The organism is Oleiphilus sp. HI0067 (genome assembly GCF_001635735.1).
Window position 1 is genome coordinate 15723 of record NZ_LWFI01000955.1, and the last position, 20912, is coordinate 36634.

Here is a 20912-nt window from a genome sequence, read left to right on the forward strand (position 1 = left end):
ACAAAGTATAGAAGAAAGCCATGAAATCAGTCCGTAGTTATGTAGAACACTCCCCCAAGCTTGGCAATGATGTATTTGTCGACCCTAGTGCACTTGTACTTGGAGATGTTCACCTCGGTGATGATTGCTCGGTATGGCCTATGGCTGTGATTAGAGGAGATATGCATCGTATTCGAATAGGCGCTCGAACCAGTGTGCAAGATGGCTCTGTATTACATATCACACATGCCGGCCCATTCAATCCAGATGGCTACCCCTTAACTATCGGAGAGGATGTGACTATCGGTCACAAAGCGCTTTTACATGGCTGCACCATAGGCGATCGAGTACTCGTTGGTATGGGGGCCATTATTATGGACGGCGCAACTGTCGAAGATGATGTTGTGGTGGCCGCTGGAAGCATCGTTGCACCAGGAAAGACGCTTGAATCTGGGTTTGTCTATCGAGGAAGCCCCGCCAAAAAGGTACGCGAAATTTCAGAAAAAGAGCGCAAGTTTTTTACCTACAGCGCTAATAACTACGTCAATCTCAAAAACAAACACCTAGACGACTTAAAGTCACAGAAACTCATATAAAAAAAGCGACCAATTGGTCGCTTTTTAACTTCACGGGGAGGCGCTTAGTACACGGCTCCATTTGCTTCTAGGACTGCTTTATATGGTGCAGCCTTACCATAGCTCTGGATGCGCTGAAGTAGTGATTTTTGCTCTGGATTCTTAGCATTGATATCACGGCCTGCTTCCACAAAAAACGGAACAAAGCGCGCAAAAAATTCTGGCGTCATATACTGATATGCTTCTTTCAATACATGATAGTCTGCGTTCATTTCATCTCTAGGCTCTAAGGCAAGAAACCCTTTGATACGCTCATCGTCCCACTGCTCGCCTTCAACTTTTGGTTGGCTTGGACCACCACTCATAACTTTCTCCTAAAACTACTGCTATATCCAAAGCTAGAAGTCGATACCTAACGACTGGCACTCTGGATCATAAATACTAATTTCGACACGGCGATTCTTCGCACGGTTTTCAGGTGAATCATTAGGTACTAGAGGGTTCGTTTCGGCACGACCCGCCGCAATCACTCTGTTAGCGTCAATTTTATTATTAAATATAAGCTGATGTACAACACTCACTGCACGCCCAGCTGACAGATCCCAGTTTGAACGGAAGCGATTTGATGTCACAGGTAAGTCGTCGGTATAACCAGAAACCAGAATCTGCCCTTGGCAAGCGGCCAAAACATTCTCAATTTTCTCGAGAATCGGAAACATATCGTCTTTGATTTCTTCACTACCCGAGGTAAACGTCGCTTCTTCAGAGAACCGAACAACCACCTTTTCAGAATCAAAGCTAACGTTCAGAGCATTCGAAACAATTTCTGTTTCAAGTTCTTCAACAAGTGTTTCTGTGAGTTGTTCAATATTGGGGTCAATACTGACAACCTCAGAGTCTCCTTCAGAGCGATCCAGCATCTCAAGCTCTTCCGTACCTGACTCTTCTTCGAATTCTTCAAAATCTTGTTCTATTTGGTTTAATTCCTCCACTGGAGGTGAAATCGGCGGCTCTTCAGCAAAGATAATCTCGCCCCCGGCTTTACCCGAACCATCAAGGAACGACACACCAAACGATTCAGCCATCGATTGCGCCATCATTTCATACTTATGAAGATCCATTTTGGAAAAACTGAGCAGCAAGATAAAAAAGGTGAGCAGCAATGACATGAGATCGGCAAAGGTGACTATCCAACCCCCAGAGCTCTCTTGCTTTTTCTTTTTCTGAGGTAGCGCAGCCATTGCTCGAGCTTACTCTTCCTCAGACACAGCTTCACGCTGCTTTTGAGACAAGAACGAAGATAAGACCTCTGCAATCACTTTCGGATTCTGGCCTTTCAAAATGTTTTGTACGCTCGTGACGACGAGCAACATATTGCGCTCTTCTTCGGTCGCTTTCATGCCTAATTTTTCGGCGCATGGAATAGCAATCAACTGTGCAATAAATGCCCCATAGAAGGTTGTTAACAAGGCCACAGCCATCGCAGGACCAACAGAAGACGGGTCAGACATCGCATTCAACATCTGAACGAGACCCACTAGCGTTCCAAGCATCCCCATTCCTGGCGCAGTTTCCGCCATTCCTTTAAATACTTTTTCAGCCGTCTCGTAACGCTCAGTACGCTGACTCAGATCTTGAATCAGAATCTCTTCGATAAACTCTGGTGGGTGACCGTCAATACAAAGGCTTATACCTTTCTTCAAGAATTCATCTTCGATCTCTACGTTTTCAAGACCGAGAATGCCCTCTTTACGAACAACAGTTGCTAATTCGCGCACCTGCCCAATCAAGACTACTGGGTTTTCCGTTTTATCCATAAAGACAGTCGAAAATGCGAGCTTAAAAGCATCGCCAATCGTACTTAAACGGAACTTGATCAAGGTGATAAACAGTGTGCCAACAATCACTATCCCTAGACCTGGGATATTGACGAAATCCAAAATGCTGGAGTTCAGCAAAATTGCGCCGATAATAACTGCCGCACCAGCTAGCATCCCTATCAGGGTCGCTAAATCCATACTTTACCTGCTTTCGTTTTATGCCGATCGTTATCGTAGTGCTGCAATACAATGCGCGGTATTAGGTTGAACATTTCGCCACACACGAAATGCTTCCGCCGCCTGTTCTACAAGCATACCTAAACCATCCATGGTCATTGTTGCGCCGCTGTCTTTGGCCCAACAATTGAAGACCGTCTCTTGGTCCCCGTACATCATGTCGTAAACATGCGTTTCGCTTGAAAAGATCTCAGAAGAAATTTTCGGAAGCTCTCCTGAAAGGCTAGCAGAAGTTCCATTGATCACCAGATCAAATGCACTCGATAAATCGTCAAAACTCTCTGCTGTTAACTCTGCACCGCATGCAACAATTTCAGGTCTTTGTTTGTATCGGCCGACAAGCTGTTCAGCTTTAGAAAAAGTTCTGTTGCTAACTACCAACTGACTTGGAGCTGCCTCAAGAATCGGGAGTAAAACACCCTTAGATGCCCCCCCTGCACCAATCAGTAAGACGCGCTTTCCTGCCAACGAGACCTGAAAATTCTCTTGAATATCTCGTACTAGCCCGCACCCATCGGTATTGTCGCCATAAAGTTTGCCATCTTTCATGTAGAGCGTATTTACCGCTTCGGCAATTTGAGCCCGAGGACTGAGAACGTCACACATTGCAAAGGCTTTTTCTTTGAATGGAACAGTTACGTTTAAACCTTTGTTATTAGCGTCTGAAAAGAAGTCTTTTACGTCTTCCTCAAAAGCATCGATACGGCCCAAGATTCGCTCATATACAAGCTGTTCGCCAGTTTTATTCGCAAACTGGGCATGAATAAATGGGGATTTACTGTGTTCAATTGGATTTCCAATCACCGCATAACGATCCATATTTGTACTACCCCTTCAACCAATCTCGTGGCGATAAAAATGCATTAAGTCGCGCTTCTTCTGAGCCCTCTTCTGCTTGCCAGTTGTATCCCCACTTAACAAGCGGAGGTAGTGACATCAAAATTGATTCTGTTCGTCCGCCCGACTGCAAACCAAACAATGTCCCACGATCAAACACTAAATTGAACTCAACATAGCGACCGCGGCGATATAATTGAAAGTCACGTTGGCGCTCACCATATTCATGGTCTTTTCGTTTCTGAATAATTGGGACATAAGCTTTTGTGTAGCTATCACCTACCGCTTGCATATAAGCAAAAGAACGCTCAAAGCCCCATTCGTTCAAATCATCGAAAAATAAACCGCCAACACCGCGTGTTTCCTCACGATGTTTTAAATAAAAATACTCATCACACCAGCGCTTATGTTCGTCGTATACGTTTTCGCCAAAAGGGTCAGCAGCTGCCTTTGCGGTTTCGTGCCAATGGATGCAATCTTCTTCGAATGGATAGTACGGCGTCAGATCATAGCCACCACCAAACCACCAAATAGGTTCTGCCCCTTCCTTCTCCGCAATAAAGAACCGAACATTCGCGTGAGAGGTGGGAATATAAGGGTTGTGAGGGTGAATCACTAACGAGACACCCATTGCGTGGTAAGAACAACCTGCTAGTTCGGGTCGAGAGGCCGTTGCCGCGGGAGGCAGCTGATCACCCTGTACATGAGAAAAGTTCACACCACCTTTCTCAATAACAGCGCCATCATTCATTACTCGCGTTCGACCACCGCCCCCGAGGCGACCTTCACGTGTCCATGCATCTTCAACGAAACGTGCTTGGCCATCCGCTCTCTCAAGGTCGGCACAAATGCGATCTTGTAAATCCAATAGATACGCTTTTACTTGCTCTAACATATTCATACGCGCAACACCTTTCCTGACTCAAGATCCTTGATCTGAGAAGCACTTTGTCCACCACCAAGTGACGCTTGATAACAAAACTCTAGACGACCGCGAAAGTAATTGTGAACCTCACTTAAACTCATCGCGGAAAGTTTGCTTGCTGGATTAGCTGAAGTTGACACAACTACCCCGCCAAAATGTTTCGATAAGGCAACACATGGAGGGTGCGTTGTTAACCGCATTGCTACTGATGAATGTTCGCCTTTCACCCATGGTGGAACCCGATTATGGATATCTGGCACGAGCCAAGTCGTTGGTCGGTCTTGCTGTGTAAAGAAACGTCGAACTAACTCTTCTGGCAAGCCTTCAAGATACGGAAGAAAATGCTCTGCTTGGCCTGAAATTAGAATTAAGCCTTTCTCTTGTGGTCGCTGCTTTAATGTAAGAATCCTTTTAACAGCTCGTTCTTGATATGGATCAGTACCTAAGCCCCAAACAGCCTCGGTAGGATAAGCCACAACGCCTCCCAATTGCATGACCTCGGCGGCTAGACTAGCTTTCCAATCAAATGCTCTTTGCATGAGGATCCCTCTTTAAATATCAATCATTAATGCTGTTGCATGAACGAAACAGTCGATCTAAAAACGAGGGGCATTCTACTTAAGAACCTAGCTGATAACCACCAGAAACGGAACTGATCAGCCCAGCTAACTCTAGCTCTAATAAGTGCTCGGATAAGTGTTCAAAACTCATCTCTAAACGCTCAAATAAATCATCAAAGCTGATCGTATCACTCCCTACTGCACTGAGAACCAATTGCGCTGCATCGCTCACATTTTGCGCCTCATCGTGGGCCGAATCCGCAACCCCTTTTAATGTAAGGCCACTCACGTTCAAGTCTTTATGTAAGTCAATGATCAGGTCTTCAATAGATCCAACTAATCGCGCACCTTCTCTAATCAAATAATTACAGCCTTGGCTATTTAGTGACTTAGGAGAGCCCGGTACAGCATAAACATCTCTGTTCTGCTCAATCGCATAACGCGCAGTGATCAACGAACCGCTTTTTATGCCCGCTTCGACAACTAAGACCGCACGTGATAAGCCGGACACAATACGATTTCGCCTGGGAAAGTTATGACGAAGAGGCGCACTACCCATTGGCATTTCTGAAACAAGCAATCCCTCCTGGGCAATCAACTCATATAAATCTTTATTTTTAGCGGGGTAGCAACGATCTATTCCTGTCGCTAGTACAGCAATCGTATTCCCTTGCGCCGCAAGCGCCCCAAGATGTGCTTTTGTATCTACGCCGAGAGCCAAACCACTGACGATCGACATGCCTGATTTAGCCAAATGAAACGCATATTCTTGTGCAATGTCTGCATACTGCAGACTAGGCTTCCGTGAACCGACCACCGCAATATTTTGATGATTTAGTAAGCCTATATTTCCTTTCAAATAGAGTAATGCAGGCGCTAAGTGTATCTGGCGCAATACTTCAGGGTAAGGACTATCGAAATAGCAAACAACGGAACAACCGTCTTGCTTCAACCAATCACTAACATGATTTAAAGAATGGTCAGCCTGAGCGAGACAATCTAGCACTGCGCTAGAAACCTTGGGCTTACTGATACATTGGTTCAACGCATCGAAGCTTAACTTTCGCCATGATGAAGGATTACCATACTGCTCACGCAGCAAATGAAATTGCTTCAGGCCAAAGCCTTGAATTTGAGAGAGTGCGAGACACAAGCGTGCCTCAGAAGAGATAGACATTTTTTCGATCATCCTTGATCAAAAAAGCCACCTAAGAGGTGGCTTCATCATTTATTGTATTTCCAGATACTATCTTACGGAGTACGAACTTCATCCATAATTTTCAATGGACGATTTGCGCGTAGTATCAAGCCGTAACTAAGCTTATCAAAGACTCTGAAAATCATCATCAAACCCGCTCGTTCTGAAGGCAGTTCAATGCGTTCTTGAGTGTAAGGGTCTCGTACTATACCGCCAGACTTATACACAGCGAGTACGTTGCCCTCTTTGATGCCTTCTCTTGCGCCACGGTTTACTACAACAACGTTATACTGACCGATGTTGCCCACGCCAGATTCAACAGCAATCATCTTGCCACGAATATCACCATCTGGCTTGCTCGGAGTAAATGTAGAATTGATCACGCGATCATCCGTCGGCAATACGCGATCACCAATACGTAACTCTTCGCTTGAGCGCTGAACGGTCAAAGTAATTACTTCACCTTGCACCGCATCCACTTCTGCCGTCGCAATTGACTTCGCCTCTAAACCCAAAAATTCTTTAGAGTCTGGATCAACATATTGCTCACTCTTACGAAAAACACCAACTGAGTTTTCACCTTTCACATCACCACGCGCAAACACTTGGTCACCGGCGCCAGTAATTAAGTGGTCTTCTTTACCTGACAAGATATATGGCGCCGCTTCTAGCTCTTCCGCTGTCACAATACGATTTGTCGAAAGAAAGCTCGCTATCGCATCAAGCGGAATAGTAGGGATAGCCGTTTCAATTGGCGTCGAACGAACCTGAGGGCTTAATTTTTTAACCCCATTATTAGGACCTTCTTTCAAAGTAGTTATGCGCGGCTGACCATCGATATAAATCAAGCCAATCACATCGCCAGGATAAATAAGATGTGGATTCGCTACCTGAGGATTCGCATGCCATACCTCAGGCCATAACCACGGAGACTTCAAGAATCGTTCTGATATATCCCAAAGGGTATCACCCTTCACAACGGTATAGCGTTCTGGATAGTCTTCCGTAAACTCTGGCGCCGCCGCAAGCTGGAAACTTAAAAAGAAAACCGCTGCACAGCGAACAAAAAACTTAGAAATCATGATTTGCCTATAACTATTATCATTCACAAATACGTAGAGCACGCGTTTCTACTCGCACACTATTTCACTGCCAATACAGTTACTTCGCTCTACTTCATTAAAAAACTATAGATGAGGCTTGAGCAATTTGTACTAAATTAGCTTTCTATTAGATAATACTAGCAGCGTATTCGTGATATACACCACAATTTGAGCATTCATCTTTAAGAAGCATACATAAACCTATGGCATTACTCGAAATATTAGAATATCCGGACCCTCGATTACGCAAGATCGCGGCGCCGGTTGAACAAGTGACTCCAGAGATTCAAACTCTGATCGACGATATGTTTGAAACAATGTACGACGCACCAGGAATTGGCTTAGCGGCGACTCAGGTCGATCAACACATTCAGCTTATCGTGATGGATCTTTCTGAAGATAAATCTGAGCCACATGTTTTTATTAATCCTGAAGTCACCGTATTAGAGGGTGACCCTGAAAAAATGCAGGAAGGCTGTTTGTCTGTGCCAGGATATTATGAAGATGTGGAGCGCATCGAGCATGTGCTAATCAAGGCTTTAAATCGTGAGGGCGAAGCTTTCGAACTCGAAGCAACTGGCTTACTTGCGGTTTGCATCCAACATGAAATGGATCATTTGAATGGCAAGCTATTCATTGATTACTTAAGCAAACTTAAACGCACGCGCATCAAGAAAAAGCTAGAAAAGCAGCAGAAAGCGCAAGCCTCTGCCTCGTAAATCGAACAAGCCGAGAACACCATTGAAAATTATCTTTGCGGGCACGCCCGATTTTGCGGCTAGCAGTCTCGCCGCTCTTATAAATGCAGGTCACAATATTATTGCGGTTTATACGCAACCCGATAGACCTGCGGGGCGAGGCAAGAAATTAATGCCAAGCCCAGTAAAAAAAACAGCACTCGAACACGATATAAAGGTCTTTCAACCTCTTAATTTTAAAGAGCCAGAAGCACGTCAGGAATTAGCAGAGCTTGACGCTGATTTAATGATCGTCGCGGCTTACGGCTTAATCTTGCCAAAAGAGGTTCTCGATACGCCAAAGCTCGGTTGCATTAATATTCATGCATCGCTGCTACCCCGTTGGCGCGGAGCCGCGCCTATTCAACGCGCAATCCAAGCAGGTGATTCAGAAACTGGCATCACTATCATGCAGATGGATGTAGGTTTAGATACCGGCGATATGTTGCTCAAAGAGCGCTGCGATATCTCTGACACTGTCACCGGTGGAGAGCTTCATGATGAACTTGCGGCGATGGGTGCGAAGTCTATTTTACGCTATCTAAACGAACCAGAAGATCTCATTCCAGAAAAGCAAGATGACGCGCTAGCTAACTATGCACATAAATTAAGTAAGGCCGAAGCTCATATTGACTGGTCCTTATCCTCTTTAGAAATCGAGAGAAGTGTACGTGCATTCAACCCTTGGCCTGTCTCCTACGCAGAACAAGACGGCCAACGTATTCGTGTGTTAAGCGCAAAAGCTTTGGACTCTCAGTCAAACGCGCCTGTTGGCGAGATCGTTGAGAAGTCAAAAAATGGCGTGCTCGTGCAATGCGGCAATGGAGCACTTCTAATCACTCAACTACAGTTAGCTGGTAGCAAAGCTGTTTCAGCTGCTGACTTTTTTAATGGCGGCAAAGCCATTTTAGAAGTTGGAACGACTCTCAACTAACTCGCCCGGATACTTTTATATGAACGTGCGTTTTCTTGCAGCCAAAGCAATCGATGAGGTGCGTATTCAAAAACGCTCTCTGAATACCGCTTTGCCAAAAGTCTCCCGCGAGGCGCGGCCGGTTGATAGAGCATTACTTCAAGAGCTCGTGTTTGGCAGTTGCCGTTGGTTTTTTTATCTTGATGATCTTGTGAACACCTATTTACAACGCCCTTTGTCGAGAAGAGATGAAGAAACTCGCACGCTGCTAGTAATAGGCGCGTATCAGTTATTGTTTACTCGCATTCCAGACCACGCAGCCATACATGAAACAGTCGAAGCAGCCAAAGAACTGAAGCTCTTGAAAACGCGCGGTTTGATCAATGCGGTTTTACGAAGCATTTCTCGCGACCCAAAACCTGAAATCTCAGATGATGATATTAAGGCTAGTTTCCCAGACTGGTTTTCAGCAAAAATCGAAAACAATTGGCCTAATCAAGCCATGGATACAATGCGCGCATCCAATGCTCACCCTCCTATGTTTTTGCGCGTCAATACAAGCAAAGTAAGTCGAGAAGACTACCTAAAAACGCTGCACACCAATCAAATTCTGGCTACAGAAACTAGCTTTTCAGAAAAAGGCATTCTTTTGGAAGAAGCGCAAGACGTCGACAAACTGCCTGGATTTGATGAAGGTTTAGTGAGTGTTCAAGACGAGGCTGCACAGCTTTCAACAAAGCTATTAGACTTAGCGCCAAACTTACGCGTTCTCGATGCATGCTCTGCTCCCGGCGGAAAAACATGCGCCATGCTCGAAGCTGAACCGTCATTAGACGTCACTGCCTTAGACCAAGATGCGAAACGCTTAGTGCGAGTCGAAGAAAATCTTGCTCGCTTGGGATTGAAGGCCAACACGATTGCAAGTTCTGCTGAAGATTTAACGCGTTGGTATGATAATCAACCCTTCGATCGTATTCTTCTCGATGCGCCATGTAGTGCAACAGGTGTGATTCGTAGGCACCCTGACATTAAATTACTGAGAGATCCATCAGACCTCAAGAAACTCGCAGAACTGCAGCTACACTTACTAACAAGTCTTTGGAAAACGCTCAAACCTGGTGGCAAGCTGGTCTATGCAACATGCTCAATTTTCCCGCAGGAAAATGCACGCATCATAGAACGCTTTTTAGCTTCAGAACCGAGTACGACCTTACTTCCCATTGAAAGCGATTGGGGAGAAGACACTGGATATGGCAAACAGCTATTTCCCTCAGAGCAAGGACACGATGGGTTCTTCTACGCTTTGTTAACAAAAGATACTAAGTAACGGCGTTTTACACGCAGCATACGCAATTTAGGCATGCACTGTTTATGAAAATCATTATTGTGGGCGCAGGACAAGTAGGCGGAACGCTTGCTGAAAACCTTGCGATTGAAGCCAACGATATCACCGTGATTGACCCTGACAATCAACGTTTATCTGAATTAAGCGACCGTATTGATATTAGAACAATTGAGGGCTTGGGCTCTTACCCAGAAGTACTCGAGCAAGCTGGCGCTGAAGACGCCGACATGCTAATCGCCGTCACCAACAGTGACGAAGTCAACATGCTGGCATGCCAAATCGCGTACTCCTTATTCAAGACGCCCACAAAGATAAGTCGTGTAAGAGCAAATGCATACCTCAAGCAAAAATCTTTGTTCCGAAACGATGCCGTACCGGTCGATGTACTGATCAGTCCCGAACAAGTTGTCACGAAACATATAAAACGCTTGCTCGAGTATCCAGGCGCTCTTCAAGCGCTAGATTTTGCTGAAGGCGAAGTTAGTCTGGTTGCTATTCGTGCCTGTGAAGGTGGCCCATTGATCGGTCATGAACTTGCGGCAATTCGGCAGCATATGCCTAATATCGACACGCGAGTTGCGGCCATATTTAGAGATGGAAAACCAATCATCCCAAGCGGTAACACCGTTATCAATGAAGGAGACGAAGTGTTTTTCATTGCTGCACGTGATCATATTCGAGCGGTAATGAGTGAGCTCCAACCTTTAGAAAAAAGCTACAAACGCGTGATGATTGCAGGGGGTGGCAATATTGGTCAGCGCTTGGCAGAAAAATTAGAGCGCCGCTACCGCGTGAAAATCATCGAATCGTCGGCCTCGCGTTGTAAATCACTCTCCGAACATCTAGAACGTTCCACTGTACTAAATGGGAACTGCGCCGACAAAGACATGCTTATCGATGAGAACATCGAGAATACAGACGTGTTTATCGCAGTCACTAACGATGACGAAGCGAATATCATGGCATCGATGCTGGCAAAACGAATTGGTGCACGCAAAGTCATTACGCTAATCAGCAATCCAAACTATGTGGATCTGATTCAAGGTGGAGAAATCGACATTGCTGTATCCCCACAACAAACAACGATTGGCAGTCTGTTAACGCACATTCGTCGTGGAGACGTAGTCAATGTTCACTCTCTGCGTCGCGGTGCAGCAGAGGCAATCGAAGCGATTGCGCATGGAGACCATCGCTCTTCGAAAGTAGTCGGGAAACGACTCGATGAAATCAATCTGCCGCCTGGCACAACGATCGGAGCGATTGTGCGTAAAAAAGAAGTATTGATCGCGCATGACCATATCCGTATCGAACCTGATGACCACGTCATCTTGTTCTTGATCGATAAAGGAAGGATCAGGGAAGTTGAGAAACTCTTCCAGGTCGGCCTAACGTTTTTCTAGAGTGATCGAGATCTTCTAATGCAAATTTTAACTATTGGCCGAATGCTGGGGATTTTGTTGATGCTATTCAGTGTCACGATGCTGCCCCCCATTGCCGTCTCACTCTACTACATCGATGGGCAACTCCATGCCTTCTTGGACGCATTTGCCATCACACTTGGCTTAGGTTTTCTAGTCTGGCTACCCTGTCGGCAACACAGAAAAGAATTACGTGTTCACGATGGTTTCTTAATTACTGTGATGTTCTGGGTCGTTCTTAGCTTTAGTGGGTCCATCCCACTATATCTGTCTGATATGCCTGATCTCTCCTACACAGATGCGTATTTTGAGTCGCTTTCTGGATTAACGACGACAGGGGCAACCGTTATTACAGGCCTCGACTCACTACCAAAATCAATCTTATGGTATCGCCAACAGTTACAATGGTTTGGCGGTATGGGTTTGATCGTTCTAGCCGTCGCTGTACTGCCAATGCTCGGCATCGGTGGTATGCAGCTCTACCGTGCAGAGGCACCCGGCCCTGTGAAAGACAGCAAACTCACTCCTAGAATTACCGAAACAGCAAAAGCGCTATGGTATATCTACCTAGGATTAACCGTGTTGTGCGCTCTCGCTTATTGGAGTGCAGGCATGGAAGTATTCGATGCCGTTGCCCACAGTTTCTCAACCATTGCGATTGGTGGCTACTCAACACATGACCTAAGTATCGGCTATTACAACAACGTACATATCGAACTTGTTGCGATCTTTTTCATGTTCATTTCTGGCATCAACTTCGCACTGCATTTTGCGGCGCTTCGTTCCAATAGCCCGATCATCTATTGGAAAGATGCAGAATTCAGATTTTACACCGGTGTCATTTTCTTAGTTTCCATCATCACGATTGCGACGCTCTACCACACTAGCACCTACGACCCTGGCACATCATTCGTAAAAGGTTTATTCGAGGTGGTATCCATTGCCACTACAACGGGTTTCTCAACGGCTGATTTTGCCAACTGGCCTTTTGTATTACCGTTTTTACTCTTCGTTGTCGCTTTCATCGGCGGCTGCGCAGGATCAACTGGCGGGGGCATGAAAGCCATTCGCGTGATGCTGATATTCAAACAGGGCATGCGCGAGATAAAGCGCTTGATTCACCCTAATGCGGTGATTCCTGTAAAAGTAGGCAAGAAAGCCGTACCTGATCGGGTTATCGAAGCCGTATGGGGTTTCTTCTCCCTGTACGTATTCTCATTCGTTGTGCTTTTGTTACTGCTTCTCGCAAGCGGTTTAGATCAAGTAACTGCATGGTCGGCAGTTGGTGCCTGCATCAATAACCTTGGACCAGGTCTGGGAGATGTCGCAGCACACTATGGCGATTTACCGACTTTTGCGAAATGGGTTCTTTGCGTAGCAATGCTAATGGGGCGTCTAGAAATTTTTACGCTATTGATTCTATTCACGCCAGCCTTCTGGCGCTCTTAAGCGCCAGAAATACCGAGCTTACGTAAACCTTTGAACACACCTTGCGTTATGTTGTCCAGCTCATGGCGCGCCTTGTGGCTAACACTACGTAAAGCGCTGATCTCATCACCATTTGCATAATAAGCATCACAAGTACGCATCGCTTTCGCAGCGGGGCTTTGTTTATCTAATTCATACCATTCGCATATTTTTTCAACTGACTGCTGAAAAGCTGACTCAAATCCATGTGTGCTAATTGATACCGTCGTTCGCTTGATGCTTTTTAACCAAGGCACGTTGATACGGAGCTCCAAGACCTCAACTGTCGCTCTACTACCTCGCTCAACACTAACACGCCGTAGACCTCGAATTGAGCCATCATCTCTCACATGAAATTCTGGTTGTGCAGCACGCTCTCGCTGATAAACTTCATATTCCCGCGTAAAACGTGTTTCGATCGCCTCAGCCTCTTTGCGTGCAGCGTCTTTATCTTCTCCGATTCGCACATATTCTTGAAACTCTTGTCCGCCCCAAGAACGATAAACTCGAAAATAGTCTAAACCACCATACTTATGGTCATAGATAGGCACCCTATACCTCCATTGTATAAATATGTGAATCCAAGCATGAGCGATGCTTGCATCCTCAATTCTGTTTATTAGAATCCGCTCACCTTACATACAGTTTTATCAATAAATTCTAGGGACATAAACCTAATATGAGCTACAGCATTTATCTTTCAGGTGAGATTCATACCGATTGGCGTGAGCGTATTGAAAATGGCATCAAAGAAGCCAATCTGGACATCGAGACACTAAGTCCAGTAACTAATCATGAAGCCAGTGACGAAGTTGGTGTCCGGATTCTTGGTGAAGAAGAAAACAACTTCTGGAAGGATCATAAAGCAGCAAAGATCAATTCATTGCGCGCAATGAATGCAATCGAAAAGGCTGATCTTACCGTGGTACGTTTCGGACCAAAATACAAGCAATGGAATGCTGCATTTGAAGCAGGCATTGCTATTGGCAAAGGCAAGCCAATCGTTGTGATTCATGACCCAGAATTAACGCACCCACTCAAAGAAGTTGACGGTGCCGCGATGGCTGTCGCAGAAACACCCGAGCAAGTGGTTGAAATTTTGAAATATATCAAGCAATAAGTGAGCGAGCGGCGAATAGCTTAGTGTATAATGCCGCTCCTTTTTCTCGCTTTTTTGTCAAAGCAACGAAAATATAATGAATTAACTACGGGTGCTTGAGTTGTGGCTGAACAATCCAATCCAGATGTAAAAACCTTTCAGGGGCTAATTTTAGCCTTACAAAATTTTTGGGCGAGTAAGGGCTGTGTTGTTCTTCAGCCCCTCGATATGGAAGTCGGCGCAGGCACATTTCACCCTGCTACATTCCTACGAGCGATTGGCCCTGAAACTTGGAATGCAGCCTATGTTCAACCAAGTCGTCGTCCAACTGATGGTCGCTATGGCGAAAACCCAAATCGCCTTCAGCACTACTATCAATTCCAAGTTGTGATGAAGCCATCTCCTCTCAATATTCAAGAGTTGTATCTTGAGTCATTAAAAGCCATGGGGATTGACACACTCGTTCACGACATTCGCTTTGTCGAAGATAACTGGGAATCACCAACACTAGGTGCGTGGGGTCTTGGTTGGGAAGTTTGGCTCAACGGCATGGAAGTTACTCAGTTCACCTACTTCCAACAGGTTGGCGGCATTGAATGCTATCCAGTCACCGGCGAAATCACCTACGGACTAGAACGTATTGCAATGTATTTGCAAGGCGTCGACAGCGTATACGACTTAGTATGGGCACATGGCCCTGACGGCGACGTCACATACGGTGACGTATTCCATCAAAACGAAGTAGAAATGTCGACATACAACTTTGAACAAGCTGACGTTCCATCTTTGTTCAAGAACTTCGACACTTATGAGTCTGAAAGCCAACGTTTGATTGAACTAGGCCTTCCACTTCCAGCATACGAACTTGTTTTGAAGGCGTCACACACGTTCAACATGCTAGATGCACGTCATGCTATTTCTGTGACCGAACGTCAACGCTTTATCCTTCGTGTTCGCAGTCTTGCACGCGCCGTTGCACAATCTTATTTCGATACCAGAATGAAGCTTGGTTTCCCTCTCGCGTCAGATGAGCTGCGTGATGAAGTGATCGCAAAAACCGAAGCCGCCAATGCAGACAAAGGGAGTAAGTAATCGTGTCTAGCAAAGATTTCCTGATTGAACTTGGTACGGAAGAACTCCCACCAAAAGCACTTAAAAAACTCTCAGATGCGTTCAGCCAAGGCATTTTAAGCGGTTTAGATGAAGCTGGCATTTCATACAAGGATCATAAAAGCTATGCAGCGCCTCGCCGCCTTGCCCTAGAGATTTCAGATCTAGCACTGCAACAAGCGGACAAAGAAATTGAAAAACGCGGCCCATCAAAGAAAGCCGCTTTTGACGACGCTGGCGAGCCAAGCCGAGCTCTACTTGGCTTCACAAAATCACTAGGCATTGAGCCAAGTGACTTAGAAGAGATGGAAACCCCTAAGGGCACATGGTTGATTTATCGCTCGACGGAATCAGGCAAAGCAACAAAAGATTTAATCAGCGACATTGTGGCCCAATCTCTTGCGAAACTGCCAATTCCAAAGCGTATGCGTTGGGGAGCAAAGAAAGAAGAATTCGTTCGCCCAGTACAATGGGTCGTCATGCTTCTTGGAGAAGAAGTTGTGTCTGGCGAAACTATGGGGATCACGCATGGCAACATGAGTCGTGGACACCGCTTCATGAGCACTGGTGAAATTCAAATTAATACGCCGTCTGAGTACGAAAGTAAGCTCAAAACTGAAGGCAAGGTCATGGTTAATTACGAAGAGCGTAAAGCCTTGATCAAATCTGGCGTAGAAAAAATAGCACTCACAGTAAATGGTATCGCGATTATCGATGATGATTTACTAGATGAAGTAAACTCACTGAATGAGTGGCCAACACCTTTACTTGGTAACTTCGATCACGATTTCTTAAGCGTCCCTGCAGAAGCGTTGATTTCATCGATGGCTGAGCATCAAAAATACTTCCACGTATTAGATGCTAACCAAAAAATCATGCCGCACTTCATTACGATCTCAAATATTGAGAGTAAAGATCCTGCGCAGGTTATCTCAGGTAACGAACGTGTTATTCGCCCTCGTCTTGCAGATGCTGCGTTCTTCTTTGAAACCGATAAGAAAACAAGCCTTGAGTCGAAACGTGAGTCGCTGAAAAACATCGTTTTTCAAACTAAATTGGGCACCGTATACGAAAAAACAGAACGTGTTGCCAAGTTGGCGCAACGCATTGCACAAGCAATTGGTAGCAATGAAGCTTATGCACTACGTGCTGGCGAACTAGCAAAATCAGACCTTGTTAGTGAAATGGTACTCGAGTTCACGGATCTTCAAGGTTTGATGGCATACCACTACGCACTCTTTGATGGCGAAGAAGAAGAGGTCGCTCTCGCACTGAACGAGCAATACATGCCAAAACAAGCTGGTGGTGAATTGCCAAGCACACATACGGGTTGCGCACTTGCCTTAGCAGAAAAGCTAGACTCGCTTGTTGGTTTGTTCGGTATTAACCAGCCACCAACCGGTACGAAAGATCCGTTTGCTCTGCGTCGCGCATCACTCGGCGTACTTCGTATCATTGTCGAGAAAGGACTTGATCTAGATCTGCGCGATCTAATCGCTTGGGCTGCAGAACAGCACAGCGCGCTCGAAAATAAAGAACTAGACACGCAACTTCTCGATTACTTGCTAGATCGATTCAGAGCTTGGTTCGATGACGAAGGCATTTCTGCGGAAGTATTCTTAGCGGTTAGTGCACGTAAGCCGACAAAACCAGTCGATTTCGACAACCGTATTCGCGCTGTCGCAGCATTCAGCGCGCTACCTCAAGCTGAGGCACTTGCCGCTGCCAACAAGCGTGTATCGAATATTCTTGCGAAAAACGAAGCAGAAGCGTCGTCTGAACTCAATGCATCACTCTTGAGTGAAGCGGCCGAGAAACAACTTGCGGACCAAGTAAGTGCATTAACAAGCAAGGTAGAGCCTTTGTTCAAAGCCGGTGATTATACACAGGCCTTGAAAGAACTGGCCGAGCTTCAGGCGAGCGTCGACGCTTTCTTCGACGACGTCATGGTTATGGCGGATGACATTGCGGTACGCAACAATCGAATTGCTCTGTTAAAACAACTTAGAGAGCTCTTCCTACAAGCTGCAGATATTTCATTACTCTCGCGCTAGTAAAAGCAAAACTAAAAACGGGCCTTATGGCCCGTTTTTTATTCCGAAACGCTTAATTCTAAAAACTCTTTCTTGATCGCTTTAACACCCTGATGCGGTGGTAAGCCAACATCATCACTGAACATTTGAGCGCGCCCCACATTCTTAAGAGCCGGATGCAATCGTTTGAAGCCGTTCAAATCTCGCGTAATCGAAGTGACTAAAGCTTGCACTAAGCCCGCATCAACGCGCTCAGCACTTACTAAGTGAGCCGACACGCCAAAGGTTTTAACATCTTCGTCCATGCCTCGGTAACTCCCCCGAGGTATTTCCGCGGGCGCATAAATTTCAGATTGAGCTATCGCTCTATCTAGTTTTTTTGAACGAACAGGGACTAATACGCTATCGCAATCGGTAGTTGCCGACTTAACTGAGCTATTCGGCGTGCCAGCGATATACACCATCGCATCAAACTTGTCCTGACAAAGCGCCGTGGCTTGCTCATCTGCCCCAACAAAATGCACTTCAGAAAAATCAGAGTGCCACCAAGCTAATGATTTCATCAACCATTCCATCGTAGCTCTCTGCCCAGAACCTTCGCTTCCGATATTAACGCGCTTACCCTTCAAATCTTCTAACTTTCGAATGTTTGAGTCAGCTCTCGCCACAATGGTAAAAGGTTCATCATATAGTTTGATCACATGTCTCAAACCTGTATGCGGGCCATAAAACTTAAACTCCTCTGCCCCACTCCAGTCGTGCATCATCCAATCACTTTGCACAATGGCGAGATCAATATCGCCGCTACGTAAGCGCTTTAAATTTTCAAGTGACCCTTCTGAACTCTCTACAAAACAACGGACACCTTTGTTCTGCTTTTGCGTATTGAGCATCTGACAAATCGCGCCACCTGCTGGGTAATACACTCCGGTGACTCCACCTGTTGCCATCACTAAATGGGCTTCTTCAGCACTCAACAACGAAGAAACAAACAAGAGGAATAAGGGGAAGGCTCTTTTTATCATGTAAATATCATTTATTTTTTATTGTTCAAGCATTCAAGATTTAATAGAAACTCAAACCCTCATGCAAGAATTTATTGGCATGAACTAAAAATCTCGCCTATATACAGGATTCATCTGCGCACAAAAGAATAAAGCGCACCTGCCAAGGAGGCTCGATAACATGACAATAATCCAAAACCGTTCCATTCAATTTGCGAACAGCACGCTCATGCGGCACTTTTCCCTTCCGACTTTACGCGCATGTTATGGCATCGGCTTAGCAATCATGTTCCCAATCGGATGGGTTGTTTTACAATGGATAGCAGGTCGAAACCCTTTCTCTAATGTCTCGTTCGATATTCTTTTGTATGGCTACATTACATGCATGAGCGCAATCGTTTTCGCGGGGTTTGGTTACATCATTGGAAAACGTGAACAAACAATGACAGACCTAGCATTAAGCGATGGTCTGACCGGCTTGTATAACAAACGTTATTTCCAAACTCGGCTCGATCAAGAGTTCGAGCGCTATCAACGCTACAACACACCAATGTCTTTAATTCAAATAGACTTAGATCATTTCAAACGTGTCAACGATACTTGGGGTCATCAAGCCGGCGACATGGTTCTTAAAGAAGTTTCTAAACTCATACTTGATAATTTACGAACGGGTGAGATTGCCGCACGCATTGGGGGCGAGGAAGTCTGCATTATTGTCTGTAATTCTCAGTCTAACGAAGCCTTTCAGTTAGCAGAACGTTTAAGAAAAAGGATCAAAGAACTACGTCTTCAATGGAATGGAGAGGAAATTCGAATCAGCGCCTCATTTGGTATTGCTCAAGCAAGTCCAAATGTTCTTACTAAATGGCAGCTATATGAACGCGCCGACAAAGCACTATACCAAGCTAAGAAACACGGTCGCGACCTGACCTTCATCCACAATGAAAGCACTAGCTCCAGAGCTACTGAAGTTGCGTAAGCGATAGTCCTCGTTCACGCAACAACTCAACAACACCTGCTGGCCCATCTAAGTGGCCAGCGCCCACCACAACGAAACACACACGCGTTTGCATACATGCAACAATTTTATCGGCCATCGTGCGATTTCGCTCAAAAAACAGTTTTTCAAAATAAGGTTTCAATTCGGGAAAATCACGCATTGGTTCAGCAATAACCATGTTATAAAGAGCAACTCCATCCGAGTTTTTCCATGCCGCTTCTATCGCTTGCCATTGTTCTTGGTAGTCCGCCATCGCGAGTAATGATTGCCCAAACACTGCTTCATTTATCGGCAAGTTTTCAAGCAATTCCATTTGAAAGGCAAGCCCCTCTAACTCTTCGACCGGTTTTTTATACTGCGCTCGATCAAGGAAATAACGGTCAATGCCATAACTCGCTTCATAGCCGAGCGACTGAGCTTGGAGAGCGGCTAAGCTCAGTCCAAGAAAACCAGGCCGGTATGATCCAAACAAAGCGTCAGGCTCACTGATACCCAAAGCACGAAACATCATTTCAATACGTTCAACCAAGGGTGCAGAAAGTTCATCGCGATAATGCACGCCTTCTGGATATAGAGCATATTTTGACATCAATGCATTCATATCAGCCTCTGAAACGCGACTTTCATCCGCTTCCACCAAGAGAACATCTGACTTTGTAAAACGATCAAGAATCTTCTTGTCGAATGGATAAAAGCTGCTATTTGCCATGTGAACCGCCCCTATCAAGTAAGCACTTGCATACTTGTCAGAATCTTTTTTTACATCCCAGCTCAAACCAACATAAGACTCTCGCGCCAGAACAGAGCAAGAAAAGACGAGAACAATCAAAGCCAACAAAGGCGCTTTCATAACTGGCTATTCCTCTTCCAGACTAATACCCAAATTACTAACATCGTTATCATGAGCCAAAGTTCGAATTTGTATCATCAGATCTTTTGAAAGTTTATCGGCGCTGCGCAGTATGTCGCATAACTCCTGCTGAAAAGAAAACTCTCTCGCCATCAAATCATGCTTCTCAAAAAGACGAATCAAATCATTTTCATCTAAGCCTTCGCCTTCAGAGAATTCGAGAAACTCTGTCACGCTCGTAATAGATAATTGACTGCCTTCCTCTGCTCTCTTCTTATCTCGATTCAAAGCAGAGAGAAGCGCGAGCTCCCATAGACTTAAGCCAAGATTGCAAGGAATGGCTCCGAATGCAGTTTCTGCATCTTCGACAAAGTGCGCGGCCACCGTATCAAGGCACAAGACCAAACTTTCATCATTGGGCGCCATGACTCCAGACTGCCAACTCGAATCAAGTAAAGAGGAAAAGCCCTTAGGAAAAAATTCAGGATCAACATCGAGACGATCAGTACTCTCTAAAAACAAACGAATATTTGGTAAAGAGCGCTCTACCAGAGCCAATAGAAAAGCCGTCTCTCTCCATCCAGACAAAGCCTTTACCGATTTCATTAATTTTTTAGGGTTCATAGTTGTTTGTTCCTAAACAAAACTTTACCAATACGCGGCACATGTCTATTGCAATGCTGCATAAAAAGCCATTATAAA

Annotated in this window: 22 protein-coding genes; 10 read left to right on the forward strand and 12 right to left on the reverse strand. The window is 45.3% G+C overall.

The window, feature by feature from the left end:
* The first annotated feature begins 20 nt into the window (after nucleotides 1–20).
* A complete protein-coding gene (locus tag A3739_RS12095; protein WP_068483331.1) occupies nucleotides 21–575 on the forward strand; it encodes a gamma carbonic anhydrase family protein in 555 nt (184 codons plus the stop codon).
* Nucleotides 576–619: 44 nt separating this feature from the next.
* On the opposite strand, the gene A3739_RS12100 is transcribed toward A3739_RS12095, so the two are convergent.
* The 8 genes from A3739_RS12100 to A3739_RS12135 all read right to left on the reverse strand — a co-directional run bounded on the left by A3739_RS12100 (nucleotide 620) and on the right by A3739_RS12135 (nucleotide 7213).
* Nucleotides 620–919 carry a PA4642 family protein gene (locus tag A3739_RS12100; protein WP_068483328.1) on the reverse strand — a complete coding sequence of 100 codons (300 nt, stop codon included), beginning with the start codon at nucleotides 917–919 and terminating at the stop codon, nucleotides 620–622.
* Nucleotides 920–952: 33 nt separating this feature from the next.
* Nucleotides 953–1795 carry a flagellar motor protein MotB gene (locus A3739_RS12105; RefSeq protein WP_068483324.1) on the reverse strand — a complete coding sequence of 281 codons (843 nt, stop codon included), beginning with the start codon at nucleotides 1793–1795 and terminating at the stop codon, nucleotides 953–955.
* A 9-nt stretch (nucleotides 1796–1804) separates the two neighbouring features.
* A complete protein-coding gene (locus A3739_RS12110) occupies nucleotides 1805–2572 on the reverse strand; it encodes a MotA/TolQ/ExbB proton channel family protein (RefSeq protein WP_068483321.1) in 768 nt (255 codons plus the stop codon).
* 30 nt (nucleotides 2573–2602) lie between these two features.
* The gene (gene aroE, locus A3739_RS12115) at nucleotides 2603–3430 is read right to left on the reverse strand and encodes a shikimate dehydrogenase (RefSeq protein WP_068483317.1); all 828 of its coding nucleotides are present in this window, start codon (nucleotides 3428–3430) and stop codon (nucleotides 2603–2605) included.
* A 7-nt stretch (nucleotides 3431–3437) separates the two neighbouring features.
* Complete coding sequence (gene hemF, locus A3739_RS12120; protein WP_068483314.1) at nucleotides 3438–4349, reverse strand: oxygen-dependent coproporphyrinogen oxidase; 912 nt, start codon at nucleotides 4347–4349, stop codon at nucleotides 3438–3440.
* Entirely contained in the window at nucleotides 4346–4912 is a 567-nt protein-coding gene (locus A3739_RS12125; protein WP_068476815.1) for an L-threonylcarbamoyladenylate synthase, read from the reverse strand. The genes hemF and A3739_RS12125 overlap by 4 nt, the downstream gene beginning before the upstream one ends.
* Nucleotides 4913–4991: 79 nt before the next feature.
* Nucleotides 4992–6110 carry a DNA-processing protein DprA gene (gene dprA / locus A3739_RS12130; protein ID WP_197472291.1) on the reverse strand — a complete coding sequence of 373 codons (1119 nt, stop codon included), beginning with the start codon at nucleotides 6108–6110 and terminating at the stop codon, nucleotides 4992–4994.
* A 74-nt stretch (nucleotides 6111–6184) separates the two neighbouring features.
* Nucleotides 6185–7213 (reverse strand): LysM peptidoglycan-binding domain-containing protein, encoded by a 1029-nt coding sequence (locus tag A3739_RS12135; protein ID WP_068483308.1) that lies wholly within the window; start codon nucleotides 7211–7213, stop codon nucleotides 6185–6187.
* A 224-nt stretch (nucleotides 7214–7437) separates the two neighbouring features.
* Here A3739_RS12135 and def point away from each other — a divergent pair, with 224 nt between their 5' ends.
* The 5 genes from def to A3739_RS12160 are packed head-to-tail and all read left to right on the forward strand — an operon-like array spanning nucleotide 7438 to nucleotide 13096.
* Nucleotides 7438–7953, forward strand: a complete 516-nt coding sequence (gene def / locus A3739_RS12140) for a peptide deformylase (RefSeq protein ID WP_068483225.1) — start codon at nucleotides 7438–7440, stop codon at nucleotides 7951–7953.
* Nucleotides 7954–7975: 22 nt separating this feature from the next.
* Nucleotides 7976–8905 carry a methionyl-tRNA formyltransferase gene (gene fmt / locus A3739_RS12145; protein ID WP_068483305.1) on the forward strand — a complete coding sequence of 310 codons (930 nt, stop codon included), beginning with the start codon at nucleotides 7976–7978 and terminating at the stop codon, nucleotides 8903–8905.
* Nucleotides 8906–8924: 19 nt separating this feature from the next.
* The gene (gene rsmB, locus A3739_RS12150) at nucleotides 8925–10211 is read left to right on the forward strand and encodes a 16S rRNA (cytosine(967)-C(5))-methyltransferase RsmB (RefSeq protein WP_068483302.1); all 1287 of its coding nucleotides are present in this window, start codon (nucleotides 8925–8927) and stop codon (nucleotides 10209–10211) included.
* Nucleotides 10212–10255: 44 nt separating this feature from the next.
* Nucleotides 10256–11629, forward strand: coding sequence for a Trk system potassium transporter TrkA (trkA, locus tag A3739_RS12155; RefSeq protein WP_068483299.1), 1374 nt, complete (start codon nucleotides 10256–10258; stop codon nucleotides 11627–11629).
* Nucleotides 11630–11647: 18 nt separating this feature from the next.
* Nucleotides 11648–13096, forward strand: a complete 1449-nt coding sequence (locus tag A3739_RS12160; protein WP_068483295.1) for a TrkH family potassium uptake protein — start codon at nucleotides 11648–11650, stop codon at nucleotides 13094–13096.
* On the opposite strand, the gene A3739_RS12165 is transcribed toward A3739_RS12160, so the two are convergent.
* Entirely contained in the window at nucleotides 13093–13665 is a 573-nt protein-coding gene (locus tag A3739_RS12165) for a hypothetical protein (protein ID WP_068483291.1), read from the reverse strand. The genes A3739_RS12160 and A3739_RS12165 overlap by 4 nt on opposite strands.
* Before the next feature lie 128 nt (nucleotides 13666–13793).
* Between A3739_RS12165 and A3739_RS12170 the strand changes: the two genes are divergently transcribed.
* The 3 genes from A3739_RS12170 (at nucleotide 13794) to glyS (ending at nucleotide 17377) form a co-directional block, all read left to right on the forward strand.
* Nucleotides 13794–14234 (forward strand): YtoQ family protein, encoded by a 441-nt coding sequence (locus tag A3739_RS12170; protein ID WP_068483288.1) that lies wholly within the window; start codon nucleotides 13794–13796, stop codon nucleotides 14232–14234.
* A 102-nt stretch (nucleotides 14235–14336) separates the two neighbouring features.
* A complete protein-coding gene (gene glyQ / locus A3739_RS12175; protein ID WP_068475658.1) occupies nucleotides 14337–15305 on the forward strand; it encodes a glycine--tRNA ligase subunit alpha in 969 nt (322 codons plus the stop codon).
* A gap of 2 nt (nucleotides 15306–15307) precedes the next feature.
* Nucleotides 15308–17377 carry a glycine--tRNA ligase subunit beta gene (glyS, locus tag A3739_RS12180; RefSeq protein WP_068483285.1) on the forward strand — a complete coding sequence of 690 codons (2070 nt, stop codon included), beginning with the start codon at nucleotides 15308–15310 and terminating at the stop codon, nucleotides 17375–17377.
* Nucleotides 17378–17415: 38 nt separating this feature from the next.
* Here glyS and A3739_RS12185 read toward each other — a convergent pair whose 3' ends face one another.
* Nucleotides 17416–18381 carry a TAXI family TRAP transporter solute-binding subunit gene (locus tag A3739_RS12185; RefSeq protein WP_068483281.1) on the reverse strand — a complete coding sequence of 322 codons (966 nt, stop codon included), beginning with the start codon at nucleotides 18379–18381 and terminating at the stop codon, nucleotides 17416–17418.
* Nucleotides 18382–18541: 160 nt separating this feature from the next.
* Here A3739_RS12185 and A3739_RS12190 point away from each other — a divergent pair, with 160 nt between their 5' ends.
* Nucleotides 18542–19339 (forward strand): GGDEF domain-containing protein, encoded by a 798-nt coding sequence (locus A3739_RS12190; protein ID WP_068483278.1) that lies wholly within the window; start codon nucleotides 18542–18544, stop codon nucleotides 19337–19339.
* Here A3739_RS12190 and A3739_RS12195 read toward each other — a convergent pair.
* Together A3739_RS12195 and A3739_RS12200 are read right to left on the reverse strand one after the other, a co-directional pair.
* Nucleotides 19323–20210 carry a TraB/GumN family protein gene (locus A3739_RS12195; protein WP_068483274.1) on the reverse strand — a complete coding sequence of 296 codons (888 nt, stop codon included), beginning with the start codon at nucleotides 20208–20210 and terminating at the stop codon, nucleotides 19323–19325. The two genes, A3739_RS12190 and A3739_RS12195, sit on opposite strands and share 17 nt — an antisense overlap.
* 6 nt (nucleotides 20211–20216) lie before the next feature.
* Complete coding sequence (locus tag A3739_RS12200) at nucleotides 20217–20834, reverse strand: DUF416 family protein (protein WP_068483271.1); 618 nt, start codon at nucleotides 20832–20834, stop codon at nucleotides 20217–20219.
* Nucleotides 20835–20912 lie beyond the last annotated feature (78 nt).